Below are 23,474 nucleotides of genomic sequence, written 5' to 3' on the forward strand. Positions count from 1 at the left end.
CGTTTGGCAAGACCCGTCATCGGCACAGCGTCACCGGCTCGGCCTGCGAGGCATAGGGCTGGTTTTTCAGCATGGTCGTGGCGGTCAGCCTGGTCAGGGCGCTCCAGCCGACCAAGCGGCTCATCGGCACGATCTCGGGATAGGTCACCGTCGCGGTATACAGCACCACATCGTCGGACCCGCCGGTGCCCGCACGCGCGCCGTCAGCGTCCCAGACGCCGTTGCCGTTGATGTCGAGGAAACAGTCCCCGGCATTATACTGGCCCAGCGGCGGCGTGTCGGTGGTGATCGGCTCGGGCTTGGCCACCTGTTGGAATTTTCCGTAGCTGGTGGGAACGACGACGACATTGGCGTCCCGTGAAATCGCCTTGACGCTGTCGGAGACCATGGCGGTCAACTGGGCGGAAGTCGTGCCGGTCCCGATCGTGACCCGCCGCGCTGCACGGTCCAGCGCATCCTGGACCTGCGTGGCGACATATTGGCGGTATCCCAGATCGAACAGGCCGCACATGATCACGATGGCGGGCAACGAGATCAGCGCGAACTCGACGATCGAGGCGCCGCCGCGATCGCGGCCGATACGGCGCAGCACGCCGCCACCTCCCGCCCTCATTGGGTCAACCTCAAGGCGCCGATATTCTTGCCGATTTCCACGAAACGCGCCATCAACGCCGCCTGGTTCGACGAGGTGGACGCCTGGCTGGGCGTGCTCGCACAGTTGGTCAGCGACGCGTCGAGCGACGTGGCGAAACCGATCACCCAGATGGAATATCCCATGGACTTGGCCTGCGAGCAGAGCAGGTTGAAGCGCTGCTTGTGGCGGGCAAGCTGGTCGTTCTGGTCGGAATAGTCGCCACCGGGCGTGACGCGACCATCGAGCCGCTCCACGCCATAGGATGAATAGAGGCCAGCATAGCCGGTTTCGAACAGCCCATCCGTCATGAAGATGATGTACTTCTTGACGGGCATCATATTGTATTTTTCGGGATTATTGCTGCCGAAGATACCCCCGGACGAAGCCCAGCGCGCGCCCCACATCATCCCGTTGTCGTGATAGGTTCCACCGTCCGGGACAAGCGTATTGAGGTAATTGTTCAAATCGTCCCGTGTCCACCCCTGCATGGATGCGGCTGGTGATGGGCACGCAACCTGCGGCTTGAAGCGATTACTATTATATCGCAGCATATAACTCGTATATTCTACTTCCGGCCAATAGGGTTTCCACTTCGTCGCATCGCTGTTCGGTATCAGATCGATATTCAGATCCGTGGCGCCCGACGGGATCGCCGAAGCGCTTGATCCCATGCGCACCGTCTGGCGCTCTTCGACGCATCCCGCCCAAGTGACGTTCTTGGGCGTCGTCTTGGCCGGCGTATCGCCACTATAATCGGCGGTGCCGACAAGTTGTGCCACATCGACGCTTGCTCCCGACACATATTGCGACGTGTCGAAAGTCCGGGGCAGATACCGGAAATAGGTGCAGACTCCGGACCATGAACTGTAGCTGCCATAGTAATAATCGCAATCGCTGGAACTCATCCTCGCGGTCACGACCTGCCGGGATTGATAGGTCCATGGACCGGACAGCATGTAATTGGGATTGGCCGCGCGGATCGACGCCCCGATATTCACGGCGCTGGCATAGGGAACGACGCCGTAGCGAAGACGCATGCCGGACGCTTCCAGCTGTTTCTGCACCGGCGACAGCTGATCATATAGCGCCAGCACCGCCGAACGCAGCGCCTCAATCTTGGTCTGGGAATCGCTGGACGTCGCCTTGTCCCGCATCGAGCCGGTCGTATCCAGCACGAACACGATGTCCGTGTTCACGAAATCCTGGGAGGCGTTGCAACTGACGCTCACCGGCAGTTCGACGAAGCCGAATATCCGCATCAGCGACGTCGGGATCGTGGTGGCGGCATTGATGACGACGGTCGTCTTCGCCGTCGCGGCGCTGGAGATGGAGGGCGTGAACGGCTTCGATCCGAACATGCCCTGTTGAAAATTGAAGTTGAAGAACTTGGCCGCCTCGGCCCGCACGCCGTCGTCGACGGTCCCGTTGGTCATCGCGCGCCGACCGGCCAGCACCGCCGCGTCGCAAGCGATCTGCATCTGCTTGCGCGCCACATATTCGGTGCCGAGGTCGATGGCCGACCCCACAAGGGCCACGAGCGGGATCAGGAAAAACGCCCATAGCATCATGACGTTTCCGCGCCGATCGGCGGCAAGTCTGGCAAGAAGGCCGGATGCCGGGAAACGTGACGGGCGATGCCGTCGTCGAGACATTCCATGACAGGGAGACCGACAATCCATCCCGTCGCCCTATCGGCAGAATGTAAAGGTCAGGTTTATGACAAGACGGTCATAACTCCTTCTATCAGCGTCCCTATTTCGCGCTCAACAGAGGGCCCTCGACGGAAGGGCGCGGATGTCCGCCCGATGGTTATCCGGACGGGTTCCGACGCGCGCCGTTGCTTGTGGCACCGCTCGTTTTCGCGGCCATGTCAGGTGCGTTTCGACCGTGGCGAGCGTGATGGTGGCGGGTGTGACGACCCGGTTCAAAACAGGGTGTCGCCTCAGCCATGGGCGCCGCCATGTCGAAACAGTCATTGCCCATATCCCTCTCGCTTCGCGAAGCCATGGCGGGAGAAGCGATGAGGCCGAGCGGGATGACGATCATCCATGGGCGAAAGCGGCGCATGCGAAACCCTTTTGAACCGAGTCCGTGAGAGGGCCTCTGTCGTCCCAAAGGTCACGCCTGCCGACTTAAATGAATTTCACCTGCGGCGATGCGGCTTGGCCACGCCGTGACCATGGGGTTATGCCATACGCCATGGCAGCCATTCTGGTCATCGAAGACGACGACGCCACCGCTGCGGCGATCATGGCGGAGCTGGATCGGCACGGACACAGCGCCAGCCGGACCGCCGATGGCGACAGCGGGTTGGACATGGCCACCCGCGAGGCCTTTGACGCGATTACGCTGGATCGGATGCTGCCCGGACTGGACGGCCTGACCCTGGTCGCGCGGCTGCGCGAGCGGCACATCGCCATCCCCGTCCTGATGCTCAGCGCGCTGAGCGATGTCGACGAACGGATCGCAGGGCTGCGCGCGGGCGGCGACGATTATCTGACCAAGCCGTTCGATTTCGCCGAAATGGCGATGCGGGTCGAGGTTCTGCTCCGGCGGCGCGAACAGGCCGAGGCGGTGGTGTTGCGCGGAGGGGGTCTCGAATGCGACCTCGTCCGCCGCACGGTCAAGGTGGATGGCGAGCCGGTCCGGCTGCTCCACATGGAGTTCCGTTTGCTGGAATTCCTGATGCGCAATCGCGGGGAGGTCATGACCCGGCGGATCATCTTCGAGCGCGTCTGGGGCTATTATTTCGATCCGGGCGCCAATCTCATCAGCGTCCATATCGCCCGGCTGCGCAAGAAGATCGACCGTCCGGGCCGACCGTCCCCGATCCTGACGGTGAAGGGAGAGGGATATCTCTTCGAGGGCTGACGCGCCGATGCGCTGGCGCGATATCATCCGGATCAGTACGTTCCGGCTTTCGGCCATGCTGGGGGCGGTGTTCGTCATCGGGCTGATCGCGATGCTGGGCGTCGTCTATGCCGCGACCGCCCGCGATCTGACGGCGCGGAGCGATCGGATCCTTCATGCCGCCGCGCAGCGCCTGTTGCAGGTCCCGGCCGACCAACTGCCCGACCGTATCCGGTACGAGCTGCGCCGCGATCGCGCCGGTTTCAACTATCTGGCGCTGATCGCCGCCGACGGCACCCCGATCATCGGCAATATCCGCCTGCTGCGCCCCCTGCCGCCCGGCCTGCCCGTCGATGTCGAGGACGGATCGCGCGGCCCCTTGCGACTGGTCGCGCTGCGCACTCGTGAGGGGGAGACGCTGCTGGTCGGGCGCGATATCAGCCTGCTGCGCGACCTGCGCCGGACGATCCTGGAGACATTGATCGTCAGCGGCCTGCTGACCCTGCTATGCGTCACCACCGCCGCCATCTGGTTCAGCCGGGCACCGCTCCGCCGGGTCCGGGCGCTGCAACGCGCCAGCCGGGAGATCGCGGCGGGCGACTTCTCGGTCCGGATGCCGATCGCCGGGCGGCATGACGAGCTGGACCAGTTCGCGACGACGGTGAATGCGACGGTCGAGGAGGTCGGTCGCGTCGTCGCCCAGGTCAAGGGTGCCACCGACGCCATCGCCCACGATCTACGCACCCCCCTCACCCGCGTCCGCGCGACCCTGAACGCGCTGCATCACCGGCCGCATGATGCGGTCGAGGTGGCGACGGGCATCCGGCAGGCGACCGCCGATCTCGATCTGGTGCTGGAGCGCTTCGCCGCCTTGCTGCGTATTTCCGAGCTGGAGGCGGGGCGACGCCGTGCCGGGTTCCGCACCATCGACCTGGGCACCCTCGTCGCGCAGATTGCCGAGCTCTACGAACCGCTGGCCGAGGATCGCGGCATCACCTTGTCGGTCGCGCCCCGGCCATGGTCGGTGAACGGTGACGACAAGCTGTTGTTCGAGGCGCTGAGCAACCTGCTCGACAATGGCATCAAGTTCGGCCGCCCCGGCGGTCACGTCGCGATCGCCCTGGTCGAGGACGCCCGAGGACGCGCGATCGAGGTTCGTGACGACGGCCCCGGCATCCCGCCCGACGAACGCGATGCGGTGCTGCGCCGGTTCCACCGGGGACAGGATATGCAGGGCATTCCCGGCAGCGGCCTGGGCCTCAGCCTGGTCGTGGCGATCCTGCACCTGCACGGCTTCCGCCTCAGCCTGTCCGATGCGACGCCGGGCCTGTGCGTGCGCATCTCGTTGCCCCCGGCGTCGGCGTGAAATTCATTTAAGTCGCCTGCGCCGACGATCGGCGCGATGGAGCCCCCGTCGGCGGCGCGCAGCGGGTTCCCCACCCCCTCGATCCCCGCGCCGTCGCCGACACCGCCCATCCCTGACGGTCACCGGGACGCCCATGCTTCAGCTCGTCAAGCTCGCCCTCAGCAAGCCCTATACCTTCGTCGTCCTCGCGATCCTGATCGTGCTGGGGGGCGGGATCGCGGCGGTCGAGACACCGACCGACATCTTTCCCGACATCCGCATCCCCGTGATCGCCGCGGTATGGACCTATCGCGGCCTGCCGCCGCGCGACATGTCGGGGCGCGTCATCTATTATTATGAGCGCTCGCTATCCTCGACGGTCGGGGACATCGACCATATCGAGAGCCAGTCGCTGTCCGGCGTCGGCATCGTGAAAATCTTCTTCCGTCCCGGCGTCGACATCCGCACCGCCACCGCGCAGGTCACGTCCGCCTCACAGACCGTGCTGAAGCAAATGCCGCCGGGCATCACCCCGCCGCTGATCCTGAACTACAACGCCTCGACCGTGCCGATCCTCCAGCTCGCATTGTCGGGAAAGGGGCTGTCCGAGCAGAAGATCTATGACCTGGGGCAGAACATGATCCGCCCGGCGCTGGCCTCGGTACAGGGCGCGGCGATCCCCTCCCCCTATGGCGGCAAGGAACGCCAGATCCAGATCGACCTCGATCCCGCCGCGCTCCAGGCGCATCGGCTGTCGGCGACCGATGTCGCGAACGCACTGGCGCAGCAGAACCAGATCGTGCCCGCCGGGACCGCCAAAATCGGCCAGTACGAATATAATCTCCGCTTGAACAACAGCCCCGACGCGATCGACGCGCTCAACGACCTGCCGATCAGGACGATTGACGGGACCACCGTCATGATGCGCGACGTGGCGCATGTCCGCGACGGTTCGCCGCCGCAGCGGAATGAGGTGCGCGTCGACGGCGCGCGCTCGGTCCTGATGACCGTGCTGAAGAGCGGGTCGGCCTCGACCATCGCCATCGTCGATCAGGTGAAGGCGCTGATGCCCAGGCTGGAGGCGACGCTGCCGCCGGGCCTGAGCGTCAAGCCGCTTTCCGACCAGTCGGTCTTCGTGAAGGCGGCGGTGTCGGGCGTGATGCGCGAAGGCGTGATCGCCGCCGCGCTGACCAGCCTGATGATCCTGCTGTTCCTCGGTTCTTGGCGGTCGACCGTCATCATCGCCGCCTCGATCCCGCTCGCCATCCTGGCCGCCATCGCCGGACTGGCGCTGGCCGGGCAGACGCTCAACATCATGACGCTGGGCGGGCTGGCGCTGGCGGTCGGCATCCTGGTCGACGACGCGACCGTCACGATCGAGAACATCAACTGGCATCTCGAACAGGGCAAGTCGGTGCGCGACGCGATCCTGGACGGCGCCAAACAGATCGTCGGCCCCGCCTTCGTCTCGCTGCTGTGCATCTGTATCGCCTTCGTGCCGATGTTCTTCCTGCCGGGGGTCGCGGGCTTCCTGTTCGCGCCGATGGCGATGGCGGTGGTGTTCGCGATGATCGCCTCGTTCGTCCTGTCGCGCACTTTGGTGCCGACCATGGGCAATTATCTGCTGCGCGATCACGCCGGACCGCACACCGCCGAGGTGATGGTCAGCCACGACGCACAGGCCGGACGCCCGGAGAGCCGCAATCCGCTGCGCCGGTTCCAGCATGGTTTCGAGCGCCGGTTCGAGGCGGTGCGGCGCTATTATACCGGGCTGCTCGCCTTCGCCCTCGCCCGGCGGCGGCCCTTCGTCATCGGCTTCATGATCGTGGTGCTGATGTCGTTCGCGCTGGTGCCGATGCTGGGCCGCAATTTCTTCCCCGCGGTCGATGCGGGGCAGATCAGCCTCCACGTCCGCGCGCCCGTCGGCACCCGGATCGAGGAGACGGCGGCGCTGTTCGACCATATCGAGAACCGCATCCGACAGGTCATTCCCGCCGACCAGCTGGACACCATCGTCGACAATATCGGCCTGCCGGTCAGCGGCATCAACCGCGCCTATTCCAACACCGGCGGCGTCGGCCCGCAGGACGGCGATATCCTGGTCACGCTGAAGGAAGGCCACCGCCCGACCGCCGGTTTCGCCAAGGCGCTGCGCGAACAATTGCCCCGGGACTTCCCCGGTTCGTCCTTCGCCTTCCTGCCCGCCGACATCGTCAGCCAGATCCTGAACTTCGGCTCGCCCGCCCCCATCGACGTGCAGGTGGCCGGGCCAGACATGAAGGGGAACGAGGCCTATGCCCGGCTGCTCGTCGCCCGCCTGTCGAAGGTGCCGGGGCTGGCCGATGTCCGCCTGCAACAGGCATCCAACTATCCCGAATACGCCGTGGACGTGGACCGGGCGCAGGCCAGCCGACTGGGCATCACCGAAAATGACGTGACCCGCAGCCTGTCGGTCAATCTGGCGGGCAGTTCGCAAGTCGCGCCGACTTTCTGGCTCAACCCCAAGAACGGCGTATCCTATCCGATCGTGGTGCAGTCGCCGCAATATCGCGCCGGCACCATCGAACAGCTCGACAATCTGCCGATCACCGGCACGACGCCGGGCAGTTTCCAGACGCTTCAGGCGCTGGGCACGCTGCACCGCGAACCCAGCCCCGCGCTGGTTTCGCATTATGCGGTGCAGCCGGTGTTCGACGTCTATGCGACTCCGCAGGGGCGCGATCTGGGCGCGGTCGCCGCCGACATCGACCGGGTGCTCGCCCAGACCAAGAGCCAGTTGCCCAAGGGCGCCACGGTCGCGATGCGCGGACAGGTGGAGACGATGAACACCGCCTTCACCGGCCTGATCCTCGGCCTCGCGGGCGCGGTCGTCCTGATCTATCTGCTGATCGTCGTGAACTTCCAGAGCTGGATCGATCCGCTGGTGATCGTCTCGGCCCTGCCCGCCGCGCTCGCCGGGATCGTGTGGATGCTGTTCGCGACGCACACGCCGCTCAGCGTGCCCGCGCTGACCGGGGCCATCATGTGCATGGGCGTGGCGACCGCCAACAGCGTATTGGTGGTCAGCTTCGCCCGAGAGCGACTGGCGGTGTGCGGCGACGCGATACAGGCCGCGATGGAGGCGGGCGCCACCCGCTTCCGGCCGGTGCTGATGACCGCCCTGTCGATGATGATCGGCATGGCCCCGATGGCGCTGGGCCTGGGCGAAGGCGGCGAGCAGAATGCGCCGCTCGGCCGCGCCGTCATCGGCGGGCTGCTGTGCGCCACGCTCGCCACCCTGGTCTTCGTTCCCGTCGTCTTCGCCATCGCGCACCGCCGCCGGAAGGCGACCGTGCCCTCCCCCCTGATGCCCATCGGAGAAGCCATCCATGCATGACGCCGCCCCGGCCCCCGCTGTGTCGGCCGACACGCCCACGCCCAAGGGCCTGAAGATCGCAGGCCTTGCCGCCGCCGTCCTGGCGATCGGCACCGTGAGTGTGGGAACCCTGGCCCGAAGCCATGACGTCGCGGCGGCGGCCAGCTGGTCCACGACCAACGCCATCCCGACCGTCCACCTGATCCCCGTCAAGGGTGGTGCAGCGCGCGACGCGCTCGACCTGCCCGCCACGCTGGAGGCCTGGGAAGCCGCGCGGCTTTTCCCCCGTGTCGGCGGCTATGTGCGCAGCTGGTCGCAGGATATTGGTGCGCATGTCGCGGCCGGACAGGCCTTGGGCGTGATCGATACGCCCGAACTCGACCAGCAGATCGGCCAGGCGCGCGCCGCGCTGGCCAGTGCCGTCGCGCGCGAGACGCTGGCGCGCAGTACGGCGGCCCGCTGGAGCGACCTGCTGACTACCTCTTCGGTGTCCAGGCAGGAGGTCGACGAGAAGAACGGCGATCTCGCGGTCAAGGCGGCAGGCGTCGCCGAGGCGCGTGCCGCCCTGTCGCGGCTGGAGACGATGAAGCGCTATGCCGTGATACGCGCGCCTTTCGCCGGGGTCGTGACCGCACGCAATGCCGAGGTCGGCGATCTGGTGGGCCCCGGCGCGGCGGCACAGGCGCCGATGTTCGGCGTGGCCGACACGCACCGCATCCGCGTCTATGTCAACGTGCCGCAATCGCTGTCGGCCACGATCAAGCCGGGCATGACCGCGACGCTGACCGTCCCCGCCTTTCCGGGCCGCTCATTCACCGCAACGGTCGCGGGCCTGTCGAGCGCGGTCGATCCGCAGTCCGGCGCCTTCCGGGTCCAATTGCTCGCCGACAATCCCGATGGGCTGTTGAAGCCCGGCGGCTATGCCCAGGCCCGGTTCGCCCTGCCCGGACAGCCGGGCGCGGCGCAGGTGCCGTCCAGCGCGATCCTGTTCGGTGCCGGCGGACCACAGGTCGCCACGGTCGACCCGCGCGGCCATGTCGTGATGCATCAGGTCCATATCGGGCAGGACAATGGCCCGACCGTGCAAATCCTGTCGGGCATCAGCCCCGGCGAACGGATCGTCGACAATCCGCCGGACTCGCTGGCGCAGGGCGAGCTGGTCCGGGTGGGGCAGACGCGTCATGGCTAAACCGCTCCGCCGCTGCGTCGCAGGCGCGACACTCGCGCTGCTGGGCGGCTGTTCGATGGCCCCCGCCTATCGCCCGCCGATCCTGCCCGCGCCCGTCGCCTATAAGGAGATGCCGACCGCCGCAGACTCCGTGTGGAAGCCGGTCGACGCCGCGACCACCGCCCTGCCCGGCAACTGGTGGGCAGGCTTCGGCGATCCGCTGCTCGACCGGCTGGAGGCCCGGATCGATAACGACAATCCCACGCTGGCGGGGGCGCTGGCGCGCTATGACATGGCGAAGGCCACGCTCGCAGGCGCGCGTTCGGGGCTGTTTCCCCGTGTCGAACTAACGCCCGGCCTTTCGCGCAACCGGCAGTCGGACGAGCGTCCGTTGCGGGGCGGTTCCCAGCCGGATTTCTATACCGCCGCGACGCTGGGTGGCGACCTGTCCTATGAGGCCGATCTGTGGGGGCGTGTGCGCAATTCGGTCGCCTCCGGCCGCGCACTGGCCGAGGCCAGCCGCGACGATCTGGCGGCGGTCAAGCTCGCCCTGCAAGGCCAGCTTGCGGCCGACTTCGTGCGTTTGCGCGGGCAGGACCAGCAGCTTACGCTGCTTGCCCAGACCATCGATGCCTTGGCCAGGGCCGATGCGCTGACCCGCAACCGCTTTCGCGGCGGCATCGCGACGGGGATGGATGTCGGTCGGGCCGGTGCGCTGCTCGGTGAAGCCCGCGCCCAATATGCCGCGTTGCAGGCGGACCGCGCCGTGACCGAACATGCGATCGCCAGCCTGGTCGGCCAGCCCGCCTCGGTCTTCTCCATCCCGCATCGCGAGACCCCGCTCCATCTGCCGCGCATTCCGGTCGGCGTCCCCTCGGCGCTGCTCGCCCAGCGTCCCGATGTCGCGGCGGCCGAGCGGCGCATGGCGGCGGCCAATGCGCGGATCGGCGTCGCCAAGGCGGCCTTCTTCCCCCAGATCACGCTGGGCGGCACGGCCGGTTTGCAGGGCACGGCGCTGGCGGGACTGGTCGCGGCCCCCAACATCTTTTGGGCGATCGGACCGGGCGCGATCCTGAACCTGTTCGACGGCGGCAAGCGTCGCGCCGATGTCGCCGCCGCGCGGGCGGACTGGAACGCCGCCGCCGCCGACTATCGAACGCGTGCCCTGGGGGCCTTCCAGGATGTCGAGGACGCCCTCGCTACGCTGCGTCACCTCGACCAGGCCCAGGCCGCGCAGGATCAGGCGGTACGATCCGCCGCCAGCACCAGTGCCATCGCGCTGGACCGCTATATCAAGGGCGCCGCGACCTATCTGGACGTCGCCACCGCCCAGGAAAGCCTGCTCCGCGACCAGCAAAGCGCCCTGTCCCTGCAGACCCGACGCCTGACCGCCACCGTCGCCCTGGCCCGCGCGCTGGGGGGAGGATCGTCGTTCGCGCGACCGGCATAGGCCGCGCGTCGCTCACCTCCCGGTTCAGAGGGCGGCGTCGGCCAGGCGCCCCCTCAGGTTCAGGATCAATCCATCGGGACGGTAATCCGTCGCGGACAATTCCTTGAAATAGGAACGGAGCGATCGTTCGATCAGGACGGAACCGAAGCCTTTGCGCTGCGGCGGAATGACAGGCGGCCCGCCACGCTCCGACCATTGCACGGACAGCCGTGCGTCGTCGTCCGGTCCCTCCACCCACCAGTGCAGCGTCGCGATGCCCATATCGTTCGACAGGGCACCATATTTGGCGGCGTTCGTCGCCAGCTCGTGCAGCGCCAGGGCAAAGGCCATGCTGGCTTCCGGTTGCAGGACGATCGGCGGACCGTCGATGATGATCCGTTCCCCGATGCCGCCATGCGGGGCCAGCGTGCGTTCCGCCAATTCGCGCAGGTCGGCGGATCGCCACGACTTGCCGGTCAGGATATCCGTCGCGCCGCCCAGCGCGACGAGGCGTGCCGACAGGGCCTTTCCGGCGGTTTGGGTATCGGGCGAATTGCGCAACGTCTGCTGCGCGATCGACTGGATGACGGTGAGCACGTTCTTCAGGCGATGGGCCAGTTCGCCGTTGAGGTACCGCATATCCTCCTCGGCCTGCTTACGCTCGCGAATGTCGCGGGTGACCGTCCCGTATCCGACCATTTCGCCGCTCGCATCCGTGATGGGGAAAACCGAATAGAGCATCGGGATCAGCTCGCCGGTTCCGAAATGCCGGAAGAGCACGTCACCCGACCAGCTTCCCCGCTCGGCCACGGCCGGGAGCGCTTCGTGCATCACGATTTCGAGGGCGTCAGGCAGGAAGAAATCGGCGATCGAGAGCGTGGTATAGTCCACGTCCTCCAGCCCGACGATGCCGCGGGCGGCGTCGTTCATGTAGAATATGCGCCCGTCGAGATGGGCCATTGCCACGAAATCGGTGCTGTTCTCCACCAGCCGGACGAAGCGGTCGCGCTCTTCCTCGCTCTCGCGCAATTCGGTGATGTCGCGCGAGACCGACAGGATACGGTCCCAACGCCCATCGGCGTCGAAAATGGGGCTGACCGCAACATGCCACCATTTCCAGTTGCCTTTCATGGTGCTGGCGCGACCGATGAAGCTGGAGGACTGGCCCGCGCGCGCAGCCTCCAGGGCAGCCTTGGCATCCCGATTGCCGTTACCCGTCCAGAAATCGGGCCACGGACAGCCGACGATGGCATTGAAGTCGCTGACTTCCATCACCCGCTGCCCGCCATCGCTCATGAAGGCCAGCCTGCCCTCCAGATCGAGGACCTTGATGCAATCGGTCGAGCTGGCAAGGACGCTGCCGGTGAAGGATTCGCGTTCCCGCAGATTCTCGAACGCCATGTCTCGATCGCGCAAGGCGCGAACTCGCTCGGTGGCGTCCGAACAGATGTTCAACAGCCCCGCGATTCGCCCGCTTTCATCGTGAACCGGCGAATAGGCGAAATCCCACCAGCTTTGCTCGTCGACGCCGTCCCGGGTCATGGTGACCGGCTGATCGCGGACGGCGACACGCTCGCCGGAAAGGGCGCGGTCGATCAACGGGTGGAGGACGTCCCATCGCTCGGGCCATGTCTCGCTGGCGGGCCGCCCCAGGGCGGCAGGATGGCGGTCGCCCAAAATCCGTGTATATTCATCATTATAGATCTGGATCCGATCCGCCCCCCAGATCAGACACATCGCCTGACCGGCATGGAGCATGAGGTCGACAGCGGTGCACAGGCTCTGCGGCCAGTCCGCCATGGCACCGACCGACGAGGCGGCCCAGTCATGGGCGCGCACCCGCTCCGTCATCATCGGGCCATGCTCGGGCGGTCTGCCTTCGTCCTTGCCAAAATCCATATGTCGTCCGCCCCCGGCTGTTGATCAGAAAGCCGTCATGCGCTTGCTGCCACCCTATGGGGGAACGGACTAACCCAACCCAGGCCAGAGATAAAGCAACCCGACCGACCCGCCAGGCACGCCGATGCCTCCACGGGGGCCCGGGGTCGCTAAAAAGACACCGGCTATGCCGGGGAAAGCCAGCCACCCTTGAACCCGGCCCGTTCCAGCCCGGCGCGGATATAGGGGTTCTTCTGCATCGTCTTCCAGATCAGGCCGCTGCGCCAGTTTTCGATCATGCAGGCGATCGGCCCCTGGTCGATACCGAGGAAGTCGTCCGCGACCCAGCCGATATAGGGCACCACCTTGCCATGCTGCAGCTTGACGTCGGTCAGGGTCAGCGTCGGGTTGAAGCTGTCGCGAAAACCGTAGCGGTCGTAGATGGCGGTGCCATAGGTCGAATACATCGCCCGCGCGGCAGGCAGCACGATTTCGGGTGCGAAGGCCACCGAGCCCAGCGCGGCGGTGGGCGCGATCGTGCCGTCGTCGCGATCGCCGGGACCGCGCGCCGAATAGGAGAAGAACTCACGCTTGCGGCCGTTGATTTCCCGGACGAAATCCCCCGGCCCATCGCACGCGGTCAGCCCCCAGACATTCTCGCCATAGCCGCGCCAACCCGCCGGATTGTTGATCGCATAACGGCGCTGCGCATAGGTCGCGCGGCGGCTATTCTCGAAATAATCGAACCCGCGCCGCTTGGAATAGGTGTCCATCAGCCCGCGAAAGTCGATCCAGACCTGGCTGTACTGATGCCCGAACAGCGGCGGGAAGGCGGTGAAGGGATTGTCGTATTTCTCGTCCCAGGACGGGTCGAACTTGGCCGTCCACGCGTCCCAGGTCGTCGGCGGTAGCGCATGGGTCGGCGAGCCCAGCGCCAGGACGTATAGGATCAGGCTTTCGTTATAGATATTCCAGTCGGAGCCGATGAACCCGCTCTCGGGATGCCAGCCCATCGAGACGAACGGCTTGCGCGGCGTGATCCAGTCCCATTCGACCGCGCGATAGAGCTGGTCGGCGAGCCCACGGATTTCCCGCTCGGCGGGATCGGCCTCGTCATCGAACCAGGTCTGCGCGAACAGGACGCCGCCCAGCAACAGCGCGGTATCGATCGTCGACAGCTCGGTCCTGGCGAAACGATGCCCCTTGGTGACGCCGAGGAAATGATAGAAGAACCCTTTATAGCCGGTCATCCCCTCCTTGTCCGGCCCTTGCGGGGCGTTCGCGAAGAAGCGCAGCGTGGCCAGCGTGCGCTGCGCGGCGGCGGCTCGGGTAATCCAGCCGCGCGTCGCCGCGATCGGATAGGTGGTCAGCGCAAAGCCTACCGCCGCGATCGAGGCGAAACTGGGGGTCGGCCAGCGATCGGGGGCGAGGCCCGTCACCTGATCGGTGGTGTTCCAGAAATAGCTGACGGTCCGACGCTGGATATCGTCCATCAACGGGTCGCTGGCGCTTGCCGGCGTAGTGCCGACCCTGGGCAGCTCTCCCGGAAAAGCCAGCAGCGGCGCCCGCTTCGGCGCAAGCGGCCCGGCGGTGCACCCCGCCAGCCACCCCGCCCCGCCCAGCGCCGTGGCGCGCAGGATATCCCGTCGATCGAACGTCATGCGGTTATTCTCGAATCTGTACCGTCACCCCGGCACTGGCCGGGGTGACGGCGGAGGACGCATCAGAAGTTGAAGCCTGCCGACAGCTTTACCGTACGCGGCGGATTGCCGCCGATGCTGTAGGTCGACCTTTCCCGGTAGATGCTTGGCGAGCCCGGGGTCCGCGTCGTGTCGCTCGGGTCGTTGTTGTAGTCGACGTAATTGCGGTCGTTCATCGCGTTGATGATGTCGACGCGGAAGCGGATGCGCGTTGCGTCGCTAATGAACTTCAGAGGCACATATTTGGTGAACGCCAGGTCCAGCTGGCGACGGCCCCAGCGATCGCCCAGCCCGAACACTTCCGAGCCGACCAGCGTCCGCTGATACGGGGTCGCCGTGTCGAGCAATGCACGCTGGAAGGTCGGGCTCTCGATCTGGAACTTCGCCGACATCGTCACGCCCAGCGGCGTGTCGACGCTGCCCGCCACCACGAAGCGGTGACGCGGCACCACGCCCGAGCGCAGCATCGGGTAATCCGACGCCTTGGGGAAATCGAGCAGGAAGTAGGACGACTGGTCGTTGTTCGGCCGGTTATCCACCGCCGCGGTGAAGGTATAGGTGGCGTCGATGCTCCACGGCGAGGCCGCCGAATAGGCCTTGGTCAGCTTGGCATAGGCCGAGTCCGCACGCGTCTCCAGCCCGTTGTCGCCCAGGATGATCGCGCCGTAACCGCTGGGCGCGAAGCTGGTGTTCGGCCCCTGCGGCGCGCCGGTGGTCGGCGACGGCGCGAAGAAGGACCCGTCGGCGCGACGCGTGCCGAGCAGATAGACGAAGCCGTCCTTGCTGACGATCCGCGTATAGCCGACCTCCAGCTCGACCGGATTGAACCGCCCGCGTAGCCCCAGGCTGAACTGATCCGAATAAGGGACCTTCAGGTCGTTGTTGATGAAGCGGAACTCGCGCCCGCCCGGGCTGCCATTGCCGATCAGCTGCTGGCGACCCGCCTCGGTCAGGTAGATCGGGTTCCAGGGGATGCAGTTCGGTCCGGGCGTGCACGGATTGATCGTGTCGGCACCCTGGAACAGGAACTCGCGGCGCTGGAAACGGCCATTCGACAGTTCCTGCTGGAGGAAGTCGAACTGGTTGCGGTCGTACGACCGGCCATAGCCGCCGAACACCGCGAACCGGCCCTGCTCGTCCAGGCGATAGGTGAAGCCGACGCGCGGCTGCCATGCGCCCTTGAACGCCTTCCGGTTGCTACCGGTCGAGATATAATCGCTGATCTTGTAATCGGCGTTGACGAGGTTCGGATAGTTGGCGGGCGACACCGCGTTGACGTTCTCGGCGGAGGTCACATAGTTCAGGAAGGCCGGGGTCCGCTCATAATCCCAGCGAAGGCCGAGGTTCAGCGTCAACCGGTCGGTCACGTCCCAATCGTCCTGCGCATAGAGGCCGAGCTGGAAGTTCTTGGACCGGATGCGCGGATCGCCGAGACTCCCGTTCGCGCCGAATTGCAGGCTGTAGGGAATCTGGTCGTTGAACCCGCTCGCCGAGGGCAAGGTCGTGTCATAGAGATAGAGCGGATTAATCAGATTCTGCTCCAGCGAGTTGAGCGTCACCCACTTCGCCTTCGCGCCGACCTTGAACGTGTGGTTCTCGACCCCGGTCCAGGTGAAGTCGTCCTGGACGGTCCAGCCCTTCTGCCCCTTGTCCTGGAAGCCCAGCCCGGCCCCGGTGCGGAACAGGTCGAAGGTCGACACGCTGCTGCCGTTGCGTGTCGTGGTGCGGAACTGCTGGCCGATGCCGTTCTCGGCGGGCTGCGGCGACCAGGCGACATCCTCATAGGAGACGCGCACGTCGTTGATCCACGAGTCCTCGCTATGCTGCCAGCGCAGCATGCCGCGCTTCTCGTTCACCTTGCTCAGGGTGCGGGTCGAGAAGGCGGCATTGCCGTTGCCGATCTGCACGCCGGTCTCGTTGCGATACTTGCCGGTCAGCTCGACCAGATCCTTGTCGGTCGGCTCGAGGTCGATCTTGCCGAAATACAGGTCCTGGCGGAAGCTCGAGTTGAACGACCCGAAAATGTCGCGATATTGCGCGGGCAGGCTGGACACCGCGACGCCGTTGGTCGGCAGGATGTCGATCGGCACCTGCCGCCGCTTGCCCTCATAGCTGACGAAGAAATGCGCGACGTCCTTGACGATCGGGCCGCCCAGCGCGACGCCGAACTGCTTGTCCTCCGAGGGGATCTTGGCGATCTTGGCGGGATAGATTTCGGTCGGGCGACGGTCGCGCAGATTCTGATTGGTGAAGTCGAAAAAGCCCTCGCCATGGAATTCGTTGGTGCCCGACTTGGTGCCCGCGATGATCGCGACCGAGCTGACCTGGTCCAGTTCGGCCTTATAGTTGGACGACAGCACCTGATACTCACCGATCGCGAGCTGCGGGAACGGGTTGCCGGGCGAGCTGTCCTGGCCGGTCAGGCCGCCGCGCAGCACATAATCCTTCTGGCTGACGCCATCGATGAAGACGTTGACCGAGTTGGACCCTTGCGCCCCGCCCTGGATGCGCGAGCTGCCGTCCGAGCTTTCGATAAAGCGCACGCCGGGTGCGAGATCGGCGAAGGCCAGGAAGTTGCGGCTGTTCTGCGGCAGCTGCTCGATCAGGCGCGGCGTGATGTTGATGCCGACCTGACCACCCGACAGCGAACGGATGCGGCTACCGGTGACGATGATATCGCCCTGCTGCGCCTCGGCAGGCGGCGGCGCGGTTTCACCGGCAGTGTTGTCGCCGGGCGCGGGCTGGGCCTGTGCCGGGGCGGTCGTCAGGTCGAGGTCGAGCCCGGCATTCTGCCCGACGCGCAGGGTGAACTGATCAGAATTGCGCGTGCCCTTCTGAAGGCGGATCTCCAGCCGGTACGCGCCCGCCCGCAGCGAAGGGAAATTATAGCTGCCGTCCGCGCCGGGCACGACCGTGCGGCGGAAGCCGGTGTCGACTTCGACCAGGGTCACGTCCTGCAGCGGGTTGTCGGGCGCGGTGCGGATCACGCCGCGCAGCGCCGCCTGCCCGGCCTGCGCCATGGCGGGCGCGCTCCAGATCATCGCGGTCCCCAGCCCCGCCAGCATCGTCGCCCCGGCAAGCGCCAGCCTGAAAGCGTTCCGTGTCATAAACCTATCCCCTGTCCGTTTCTCTTGTTGTCTCACGCACCATCAGATGCGGGACGATGACCTCGTCCGCCCCGGTGGATGCGTCTCCCGAAGGTTGCTCGCGCGCGCCCGCGATCCGTGCGGCAAGCTGCGCCACGGCGCGCGCACCCATCGCCGCGATATCGATCGCGACGCTGGTCAGCGCCGGGCTCACCAGCCTTGCCAATGGAATGTCGTCGAACCCGGCGACCGCCACCTGTTCCGGCACCGCGACGCCGTGGCGCTTCAGCGCCATCATCGCGCCGATCGCCATCATGTCGTTGGCCGCGAAGATCGCATCCGCCTCCAGCGTTCCCGCCGCGACGCGTTCGCCGACCATGGTGCCGCTGGCCTCCAGAAAGTCGCCCTCGATCACGCTCAGGGTCGCACCTGCTTCGGCGGCGGCGGCCTCGGCGCCCGCGCGGCGCTCCTGCGCATCGAGATTGCCTGCCGGGCCGGAGATATGGACGATCCGCTTCGCCCCGCCCGCCGCCAGATGCCTCACGGCGGCGGCGGCCCCGGCGCGATTGTCGATGCGCAGGTTCAGGCTGCCGACCTGCGGCGCGCAGGCCAGGAACACTGCCGCCAGCCCGCGCGGCATATGCCGCGCCAGGACATCCGGATCGAGTTCGGGGGCCATCACCACCAGCCCGTCGACCTGCCCGCGCAGCGCCGTCAGCGTGTCGAGCCCGCGCCCGTCATGGAGCACGGTCAGCAGCAGCCCCAACCGGCGCGTGCTGGCCTCCCGGTCCATGCCGCGTAGCAGTTCGGAGAAGAATTCGCCGTGCAGATCGGGCAGCACCACGCCGATCGCGCCGGTCCGCGCCATGCTCAGGCTGCGTGCTCCGGCATGGGGGACATAACCCAGTTGCGCCGCCGCGTCCTCGACCCGTGTCCGCATCTCCGCGCGGACATGGTCGCGCCCGTTGAACACCCGCGACACCGACGCGACCGAAACGCCCGCCACCCGCGCGACGTCATGGATCGTCGCATGGGCACCGCGCGTCGCCGGGGCAGAATCAGGTCGGGCAGGCGACATGGCCGTTGGAAGCATCCTCTCTGTATCGCAGGCTTGTAACCGCTTACAGAAACCGCTTACATGAAGCGGAGATGACAATCAATCGGTCGATTGGCCGGCGTAACGAAATCTGGATGGCGGCCTGGAATATGATCCGGGCAACGGCGTAGACGGCATGGAAATGACAGGGAAAGGGAGCAGGATGGACGGGCAGGATCGGCGGATTTCACGGCGCGCATGGCTGGCCGGGGCGGGCGCGACGCTGGCATGGTCGGCCAGTCCGGCCCGCGCCCTGCTCTCCCTCGTTGCCGAACGACCGCTTCCCGCGACGGTCGAGGCGCTGATCCCGCGCATGACGCTCGCCGAAAAGGCGGGACAGCTCAATCTGCTGGCCGCCGCCTGGGCGGGGGGCGCGGCGACCTCGCTCAACCCGGCGGGTGCGGCGTCGAGCTTCGACACGCAATTGCGCATGGTGCGCCGGGGTGAACTGACCGGCGTGTTCAACGGCAATGGCGCGGAAATGGCGCGTCGGATGCAGACCGAGGCGGTGCGCCGATCGCGGTTGAAGATCCCGCTGCTGTTCGCCGCTGACGTCATTCACGGTCTGCGCACCGTCTTCCCGGTGCCGCTCGCCGACGCGGCCAGCTTCGATCCCGATCTGGCGCGCCGGACCGCCCGCGCGGCGGCCGTCGAGGCGGCGGCGTCGGGGATCGACTGGACCTTTGCCCCCATGGTCGATATCGCCCGCGATGCCCGCTGGGGGCGGGGCGTAGAGGGAGCGGGCGAGGATGTGCTGCTCGGCCGGTTGATGGCGGCGGCGCGCGTCCAGGGGTTTCAGGGCAGCGGCCTCGCCGCGCCGGATGCCGTCGCCGCCTGCGCCAAGCATTTCGTGGCTTACGGCGCGGGCGAGGCCGGGCTCGATTACAACAGCGTCGACGTGTCGGAACGGACGCTGCGTGACATTTATTTCCCGCCCTTCCAGGCGGCGTTCGCGGCCGGAGCGCCGACCGTGATGGCCTCGTTCAACGATCTGTCGGGGATACCCGCCACCGGCAACCCATGGCTGCTCGATACCGTCCTGCGCAAGGAATGGGGGTTCGGCGGGCTCGTCGTCTCCGACTATACCGGCGACGAGGAACTGATCGCGCACGGCTTTGCCAAGGACGGACGCGACGCGGCGCGGCTGGCCTTCCTGGCCGGGGTCGACATGTCGATGCAGAGCGGCCTGTATCTCAAATATCTGCCCGATCTGGTCGAGAAGGGCGAAGTGCCGCTGGCCCGACTGGACGAGGCGGTGCGCCGCGTGCTCGCGCTCAAGGTCGCACTCGGGCTATTCGACGACCCGTTCCGCCGCATCGACCCGGCGCGCGAAAAGACGCAGATTCGCACCCCCGCGACACTAGCGCTGGCGCGCGAGGCGGGCGCGCGCAGCATCGTCATGCTGCGTAACGAGGGCGACCTGCTCCCCCTGCCCCGCTCCGGCAAGAGGATCGCATTGATCGGACCCTTTGCGGGCGGCGGGCATGACCTGATCGGGCCATGGAACGTCTATGGCACCGACCGCGAGGCCGTCGATCTGGTCACGGCGGTGCGTGAGGCGCTTCCCGGTGCGACCCTGGACGATGGCAGCGATGTGGCGCGTGCCGTCGCCACGGCGCGGGCCGCCGACATCGTGGTTCTCGCGATCGGCGAGACACAGAATATGTCGGGCGAGGCGCAGTCGCGCACCGAGATCACCGTACCCCCTGAGCAACAGGCACTGGCCGAGGCGATCGCAGCGACGGGCAAGCCCTATGTGGTCCTGCTGCGCACCGGGCGCGCGCTGGCGCTGACCGGCGCGGTGGCGAAGGCCCCTGCCCTGCTGGTGACATGGTTTCTGGGGTCGCAGGACGGCCCCGCCATCGCCGACATCCTGTTCGGCGCGGTGTCGCCCTCGGCGCGGCTGCCCGTATCCTTCCCGCGCGCCAACGGGCAGGTGCCCTATTATTATGCGCACCACAGCACCGGCCGCCCCAATCCGCCGGGCGCCTTGCAGCCCTATAAAGCGCACTTCCGCGATCATCCGAACAGCGCATTGTTCCCGTTCGGGCACGGCCTGACCTATGGCGCCATGGCCTATTCGGACCTGCGCCTCAGCAGCCCGACAATGGGCGATACTCCCCTGACGATCCGCGCGACCGTCACCAATACCGGTCGCATGACGGCGACCGAAGTGGTGCAGCTCTATATCCATGACGTCGTGGCCAGCGTGACCCAGCCGGTGCGCGTGATGAAGGCCTTTACCCGCGTCACCTTGGCGCCGGGCGCGCGACAGGAGGTGACCTTCACCCTTACCCGCGCCGACCTGTCCTTCACCGGTCGCGACCTGAAGCCGACCACCGAACCCGGCGTCTTCCGCCTCTGGGTCGCGCCATCCGCCGAGGCCGAGGGGCTTGCGGGCATGTTCACCTTGGCGTGATTGCGTCGCCCTCCCCTCTCCAACGCTGGGCTGGCTTGCCGCTCCGCGTTGGAGAGGGGCCGGATCGCTGCGGCACTCCGCCGCCATGCGCCGAAGCGCGTCCCGAGACGCCGTAGCCGACGCCAGTCCGATCGTGATGACATTGCATAAAACCGACGCGAGCCCCTCCCCTGACGGGGGGGGCGTTCATTTCATGTCGTCTTGCTCGCCCCCGCATATCGACCCAAGCAGAACGACAACCCACAAAGAATAATGCAACTCATTCGCATATTTTGATTGCGCAGCTGCACCGCCGCCGATTAATGCGAATGATTGTTAATATCTAAAGGGGTAATTCATGTTTTTGACGCTGGCCGCGATGGCAGCGCTGGGACAGCCTGTGCGCGACGAAGACGCGACGGAGCAGCGTGATGTCGTCGTCACCGCAACCCGCATACCGATCCAGGTGCAGGATGCTCCGGTGACTGTCTCGGTCAAGAACGCCGATGAGATGGCGGATGAACTCGCGACCGACATCAAGGATCTGGTCCGCTTCGAACCGGGGATCAGCGTCCGGCGTGCACCCACCCGCTTCGGCGCGGCGCAGGGTACGACGGGGCGCGCGGGAAATGAGGGCTTCGTCGTTCGTGGCATCGGTGGCAACCGCGTCCTGATCCAGGTCGACGGCGTCCGTGTCCCCTATGGCTTCAGCTTCGGCGCGCAGGATGTCGGGCGCGGCGACTATGTCGATCTGGGCCTGATCAAGTCGGTCGAGTTCCTGCGGGGGCCTGCCTCCGCCTTGTACGGCAGCGATGGTCTGGCGGGGGCGATGAGTTTCACCACCAGCGATCCCGCCGACATTTTGGGCGACAAGGCGTTCGGCGGCTCGCTGCGGACGCAGTATAGTTCGGCGGACGAGGAATTTGCCCATTCGGGGGTCGTCGCGGGGCGCTCGGGCGCGGTGTCGGCGATGCTGGCCTATACGCGGCGCGACTTTTCCGAATTGAAGAACAAGGGCGATGTCGAAGGGACCGGCGTCACCCGGACCGCGCCCAATCCGCAGGATGGCCGCGCCAATGCGCTGCTCGGCAAGCTGGTTTGGGACGTCGCGCCCGGACATCGCCTGCGCGCCACCGGCGAGTATCTCGACAACCGCATCGAAACCGATGTGCTGACCGGCATCAACCGCAATGTCGCGGGATTGCAGGCGCGCGACACGGGCAGGCGGTGGCGCGCCGGGCTGGACTGGACCTATGACGGGGCCGGGCTCGTCCAGTCCGCGCGCGCGGCCGCCTATGTACAGGACGCGGACAACCGCCAGTTCAGCGCCGAGGACCGGGTGACTCTGGCCGACCGCACCCGGCTCAATACGCTGGAAAACCGCGTCTATGGCGGATCGGGCGAGATACGGCTGGGCTTTTCGACCGGCCCGGTCACCCACCGGCTGGTGACGGGTGCCGATATCAGCGTGCTGCGCCAGCGGGGGCTGCGCGACGGCACGGTCCCGCCGGCAGGCGAGACCTTCCCGACACGCGCCTTTCCGACGACCGACTTCACCTTGGCCGGGGCCTTTGTCGGGGATGAGATCGGAATCGGGCCGCTGACGCTGCATCCCGCCCTACGCTACGACTGGTATCGCCTGTCGCCCGATCGCGATCCGCTGTTGCCCCGATTTGTCGGCGCCGCGCAGTCGGCGGACCGGTTGAGCCCGCGCATCGGCGCGGTCCTGACCCTCGCCCCCGCCTTGCGCCTGTTCGCCAGCTATGCGCGCGGTTTCCGCGCGCCCGAGCCGGGGCAGATCAACCAGTTCTTCTCGAACCTGGCCTTTGGCTATACCTCGATCCCCAACCCGAACCTTCGCCCGGAAACCAGCGAGGCGATCGAGGCGGGACTGCGCCTGAACAGCGAGGCCGTCGACCTGTCGGCCAGCGTCTTCCGGGCCGATTATCGCGACTTTATCAGCCAGGAGGTCGTGGGCGGCACTTTCACGCCCGCCGACCCCGCCTTGTACCAGTTCGTCAATCTCGACCGCGCCAAGGTGAAGGGGGCGGAGGCCCGCTTCGAGGGGCGGGCGCGCAACGGCCTGACCGGGCAGATCGCCCTGTCCTATGCCGAGGGCGAACAGATCGCCGCCAATGACAGCCGCAGGCCGCTCGCCACCGTCGATCCGCTCAAGCTGGTGATGGGCATCGGCTGGCGCGAGCCGGATCATGGGCGCTTCGGCGGCCAGGTCATCATGACGCACAGCACGCGCAAGGCGGCCCGGGACACCACCGGCTTGTGCAGTACGGAATGTTTCCGACCCGCCGCCTTCACGATCCTGGACGCGACGCTGTTCGCCCGGGTGACGGACGCGCTGACGCTGCGTGCAGGCATCTTCAACCTGACCAACGCCACCTATGCCTGGTGGTCCGACGTGCGGGGCCTCGGCGTGCCGCGCCCCCTGCCCACAGGCGCCTCCGACGTGCCGCCCATCGCCTTCACCCAGCCTGGCCGCAATGCCAGCGCCTCGCTCACCCTCCGTTTCTGAAAAGG

Annotated in this window: 13 protein-coding genes; 7 read left to right on the forward strand and 6 right to left on the reverse strand. The window is 66.6% G+C overall.

Features of this window, described 5'->3' with window-relative positions; genetic code table 11:
* Window positions 1–16: 16 nt before the first annotated feature.
* Both NS355_RS04610 and NS355_RS04615 read right to left on the reverse strand, forming a co-directional pair.
* Window positions 17–613, reverse strand: a complete 597-nt coding sequence (locus NS355_RS04610; protein WP_084787510.1) for a TadE/TadG family type IV pilus assembly protein — start codon at window positions 611–613, stop codon at window positions 17–19.
* Entirely contained in the window at window positions 610–2,313 is a 1,704-nt protein-coding gene (locus NS355_RS04615; RefSeq protein ID WP_430726994.1) for a pilus assembly protein, read from the reverse strand. Before NS355_RS04615 ends, NS355_RS04610 begins: the two co-directional genes overlap by 4 nt.
* 520 nt (window positions 2,314–2,833) lie before the next feature.
* On the opposite strand from NS355_RS04615, the gene NS355_RS04620 reads away from it, so the two are divergent.
* From NS355_RS04620 to NS355_RS04640, 5 genes are all read left to right on the forward strand, one after another.
* Complete coding sequence (locus NS355_RS04620) at window positions 2,834–3,505, forward strand: response regulator transcription factor (protein ID WP_058744618.1); 672 nt, start codon at window positions 2,834–2,836, stop codon at window positions 3,503–3,505.
* Between the two features lie 7 nt (window positions 3,506–3,512).
* Window positions 3,513–4,850: a sensor histidine kinase gene (locus tag NS355_RS04625; protein WP_058744619.1), complete on the forward strand. Its 1,338-nt coding sequence runs from the start codon at window positions 3,513–3,515 to the stop codon at window positions 4,848–4,850.
* Window positions 4,851–4,983: 133 nt separating this feature from the next.
* The gene (locus NS355_RS04630) at window positions 4,984–8,205 is read left to right on the forward strand and encodes an efflux RND transporter permease subunit (protein WP_058744620.1); all 3,222 of its coding nucleotides are present in this window, start codon (window positions 4,984–4,986) and stop codon (window positions 8,203–8,205) included.
* Complete coding sequence (locus tag NS355_RS04635) at window positions 8,198–9,373, forward strand: efflux RND transporter periplasmic adaptor subunit (protein WP_058744621.1); 1,176 nt, start codon at window positions 8,198–8,200, stop codon at window positions 9,371–9,373. The genes NS355_RS04630 and NS355_RS04635 overlap by 8 nt, the downstream gene beginning before the upstream one ends.
* Window positions 9,366–10,802, forward strand: coding sequence for an efflux transporter outer membrane subunit (locus tag NS355_RS04640; RefSeq protein WP_058744622.1), 1,437 nt, complete (start codon window positions 9,366–9,368; stop codon window positions 10,800–10,802). The genes NS355_RS04635 and NS355_RS04640 overlap by 8 nt, the downstream gene beginning before the upstream one ends.
* Window positions 10,803–10,826: 24 nt before the next feature.
* Here the strand turns inward: NS355_RS04640 and NS355_RS04645 are convergent, their stop codons facing one another.
* The 4 genes from NS355_RS04645 to NS355_RS04660 all read right to left on the reverse strand — a co-directional run bounded on the left by NS355_RS04645 (window position 10,827) and on the right by NS355_RS04660 (window position 18,523).
* Window positions 10,827–12,680 (reverse strand): PAS domain-containing sensor histidine kinase, encoded by a 1,854-nt coding sequence (locus NS355_RS04645; RefSeq protein ID WP_058744623.1) that lies wholly within the window; start codon window positions 12,678–12,680, stop codon window positions 10,827–10,829.
* 164 nt (window positions 12,681–12,844) lie between these two features.
* Window positions 12,845–14,320: a glucoamylase family protein gene (locus NS355_RS04650; protein ID WP_084787514.1), complete on the reverse strand. Its 1,476-nt coding sequence runs from the start codon at window positions 14,318–14,320 to the stop codon at window positions 12,845–12,847.
* 62 nt (window positions 14,321–14,382) lie between these two features.
* Entirely contained in the window at window positions 14,383–17,466 is a 3,084-nt protein-coding gene (locus NS355_RS04655; RefSeq protein ID WP_244489557.1) for a TonB-dependent receptor, read from the reverse strand.
* Between the two features lie 4 nt (window positions 17,467–17,470).
* Entirely contained in the window at window positions 17,471–18,523 is a 1,053-nt protein-coding gene (locus tag NS355_RS04660; protein ID WP_058744624.1) for a LacI family DNA-binding transcriptional regulator, read from the reverse strand.
* Between the two features lie 181 nt (window positions 18,524–18,704).
* Between NS355_RS04660 and NS355_RS04665 the strand changes: the two genes are divergently transcribed.
* Both NS355_RS04665 and NS355_RS04670 read left to right on the forward strand, forming a co-directional pair.
* Window positions 18,705–20,960: a glycoside hydrolase family 3 N-terminal domain-containing protein gene (locus tag NS355_RS04665; protein WP_058744625.1), complete on the forward strand. Its 2,256-nt coding sequence runs from the start codon at window positions 18,705–18,707 to the stop codon at window positions 20,958–20,960.
* 337 nt (window positions 20,961–21,297) lie between these two features.
* Window positions 21,298–23,469, forward strand: coding sequence for a TonB-dependent hemoglobin/transferrin/lactoferrin family receptor (locus NS355_RS04670; RefSeq protein WP_058744626.1), 2,172 nt, complete (start codon window positions 21,298–21,300; stop codon window positions 23,467–23,469).
* Window positions 23,470–23,474: the final 5 nt, after the last annotated feature.

The sequence above is a fragment of the Sphingomonas yabuuchiae genome, assembly GCF_001477495.1.
GTDB classification, from domain to species: Bacteria; Pseudomonadota; Alphaproteobacteria; order Sphingomonadales; family Sphingomonadaceae; genus Sphingomonas; species Sphingomonas yabuuchiae_A.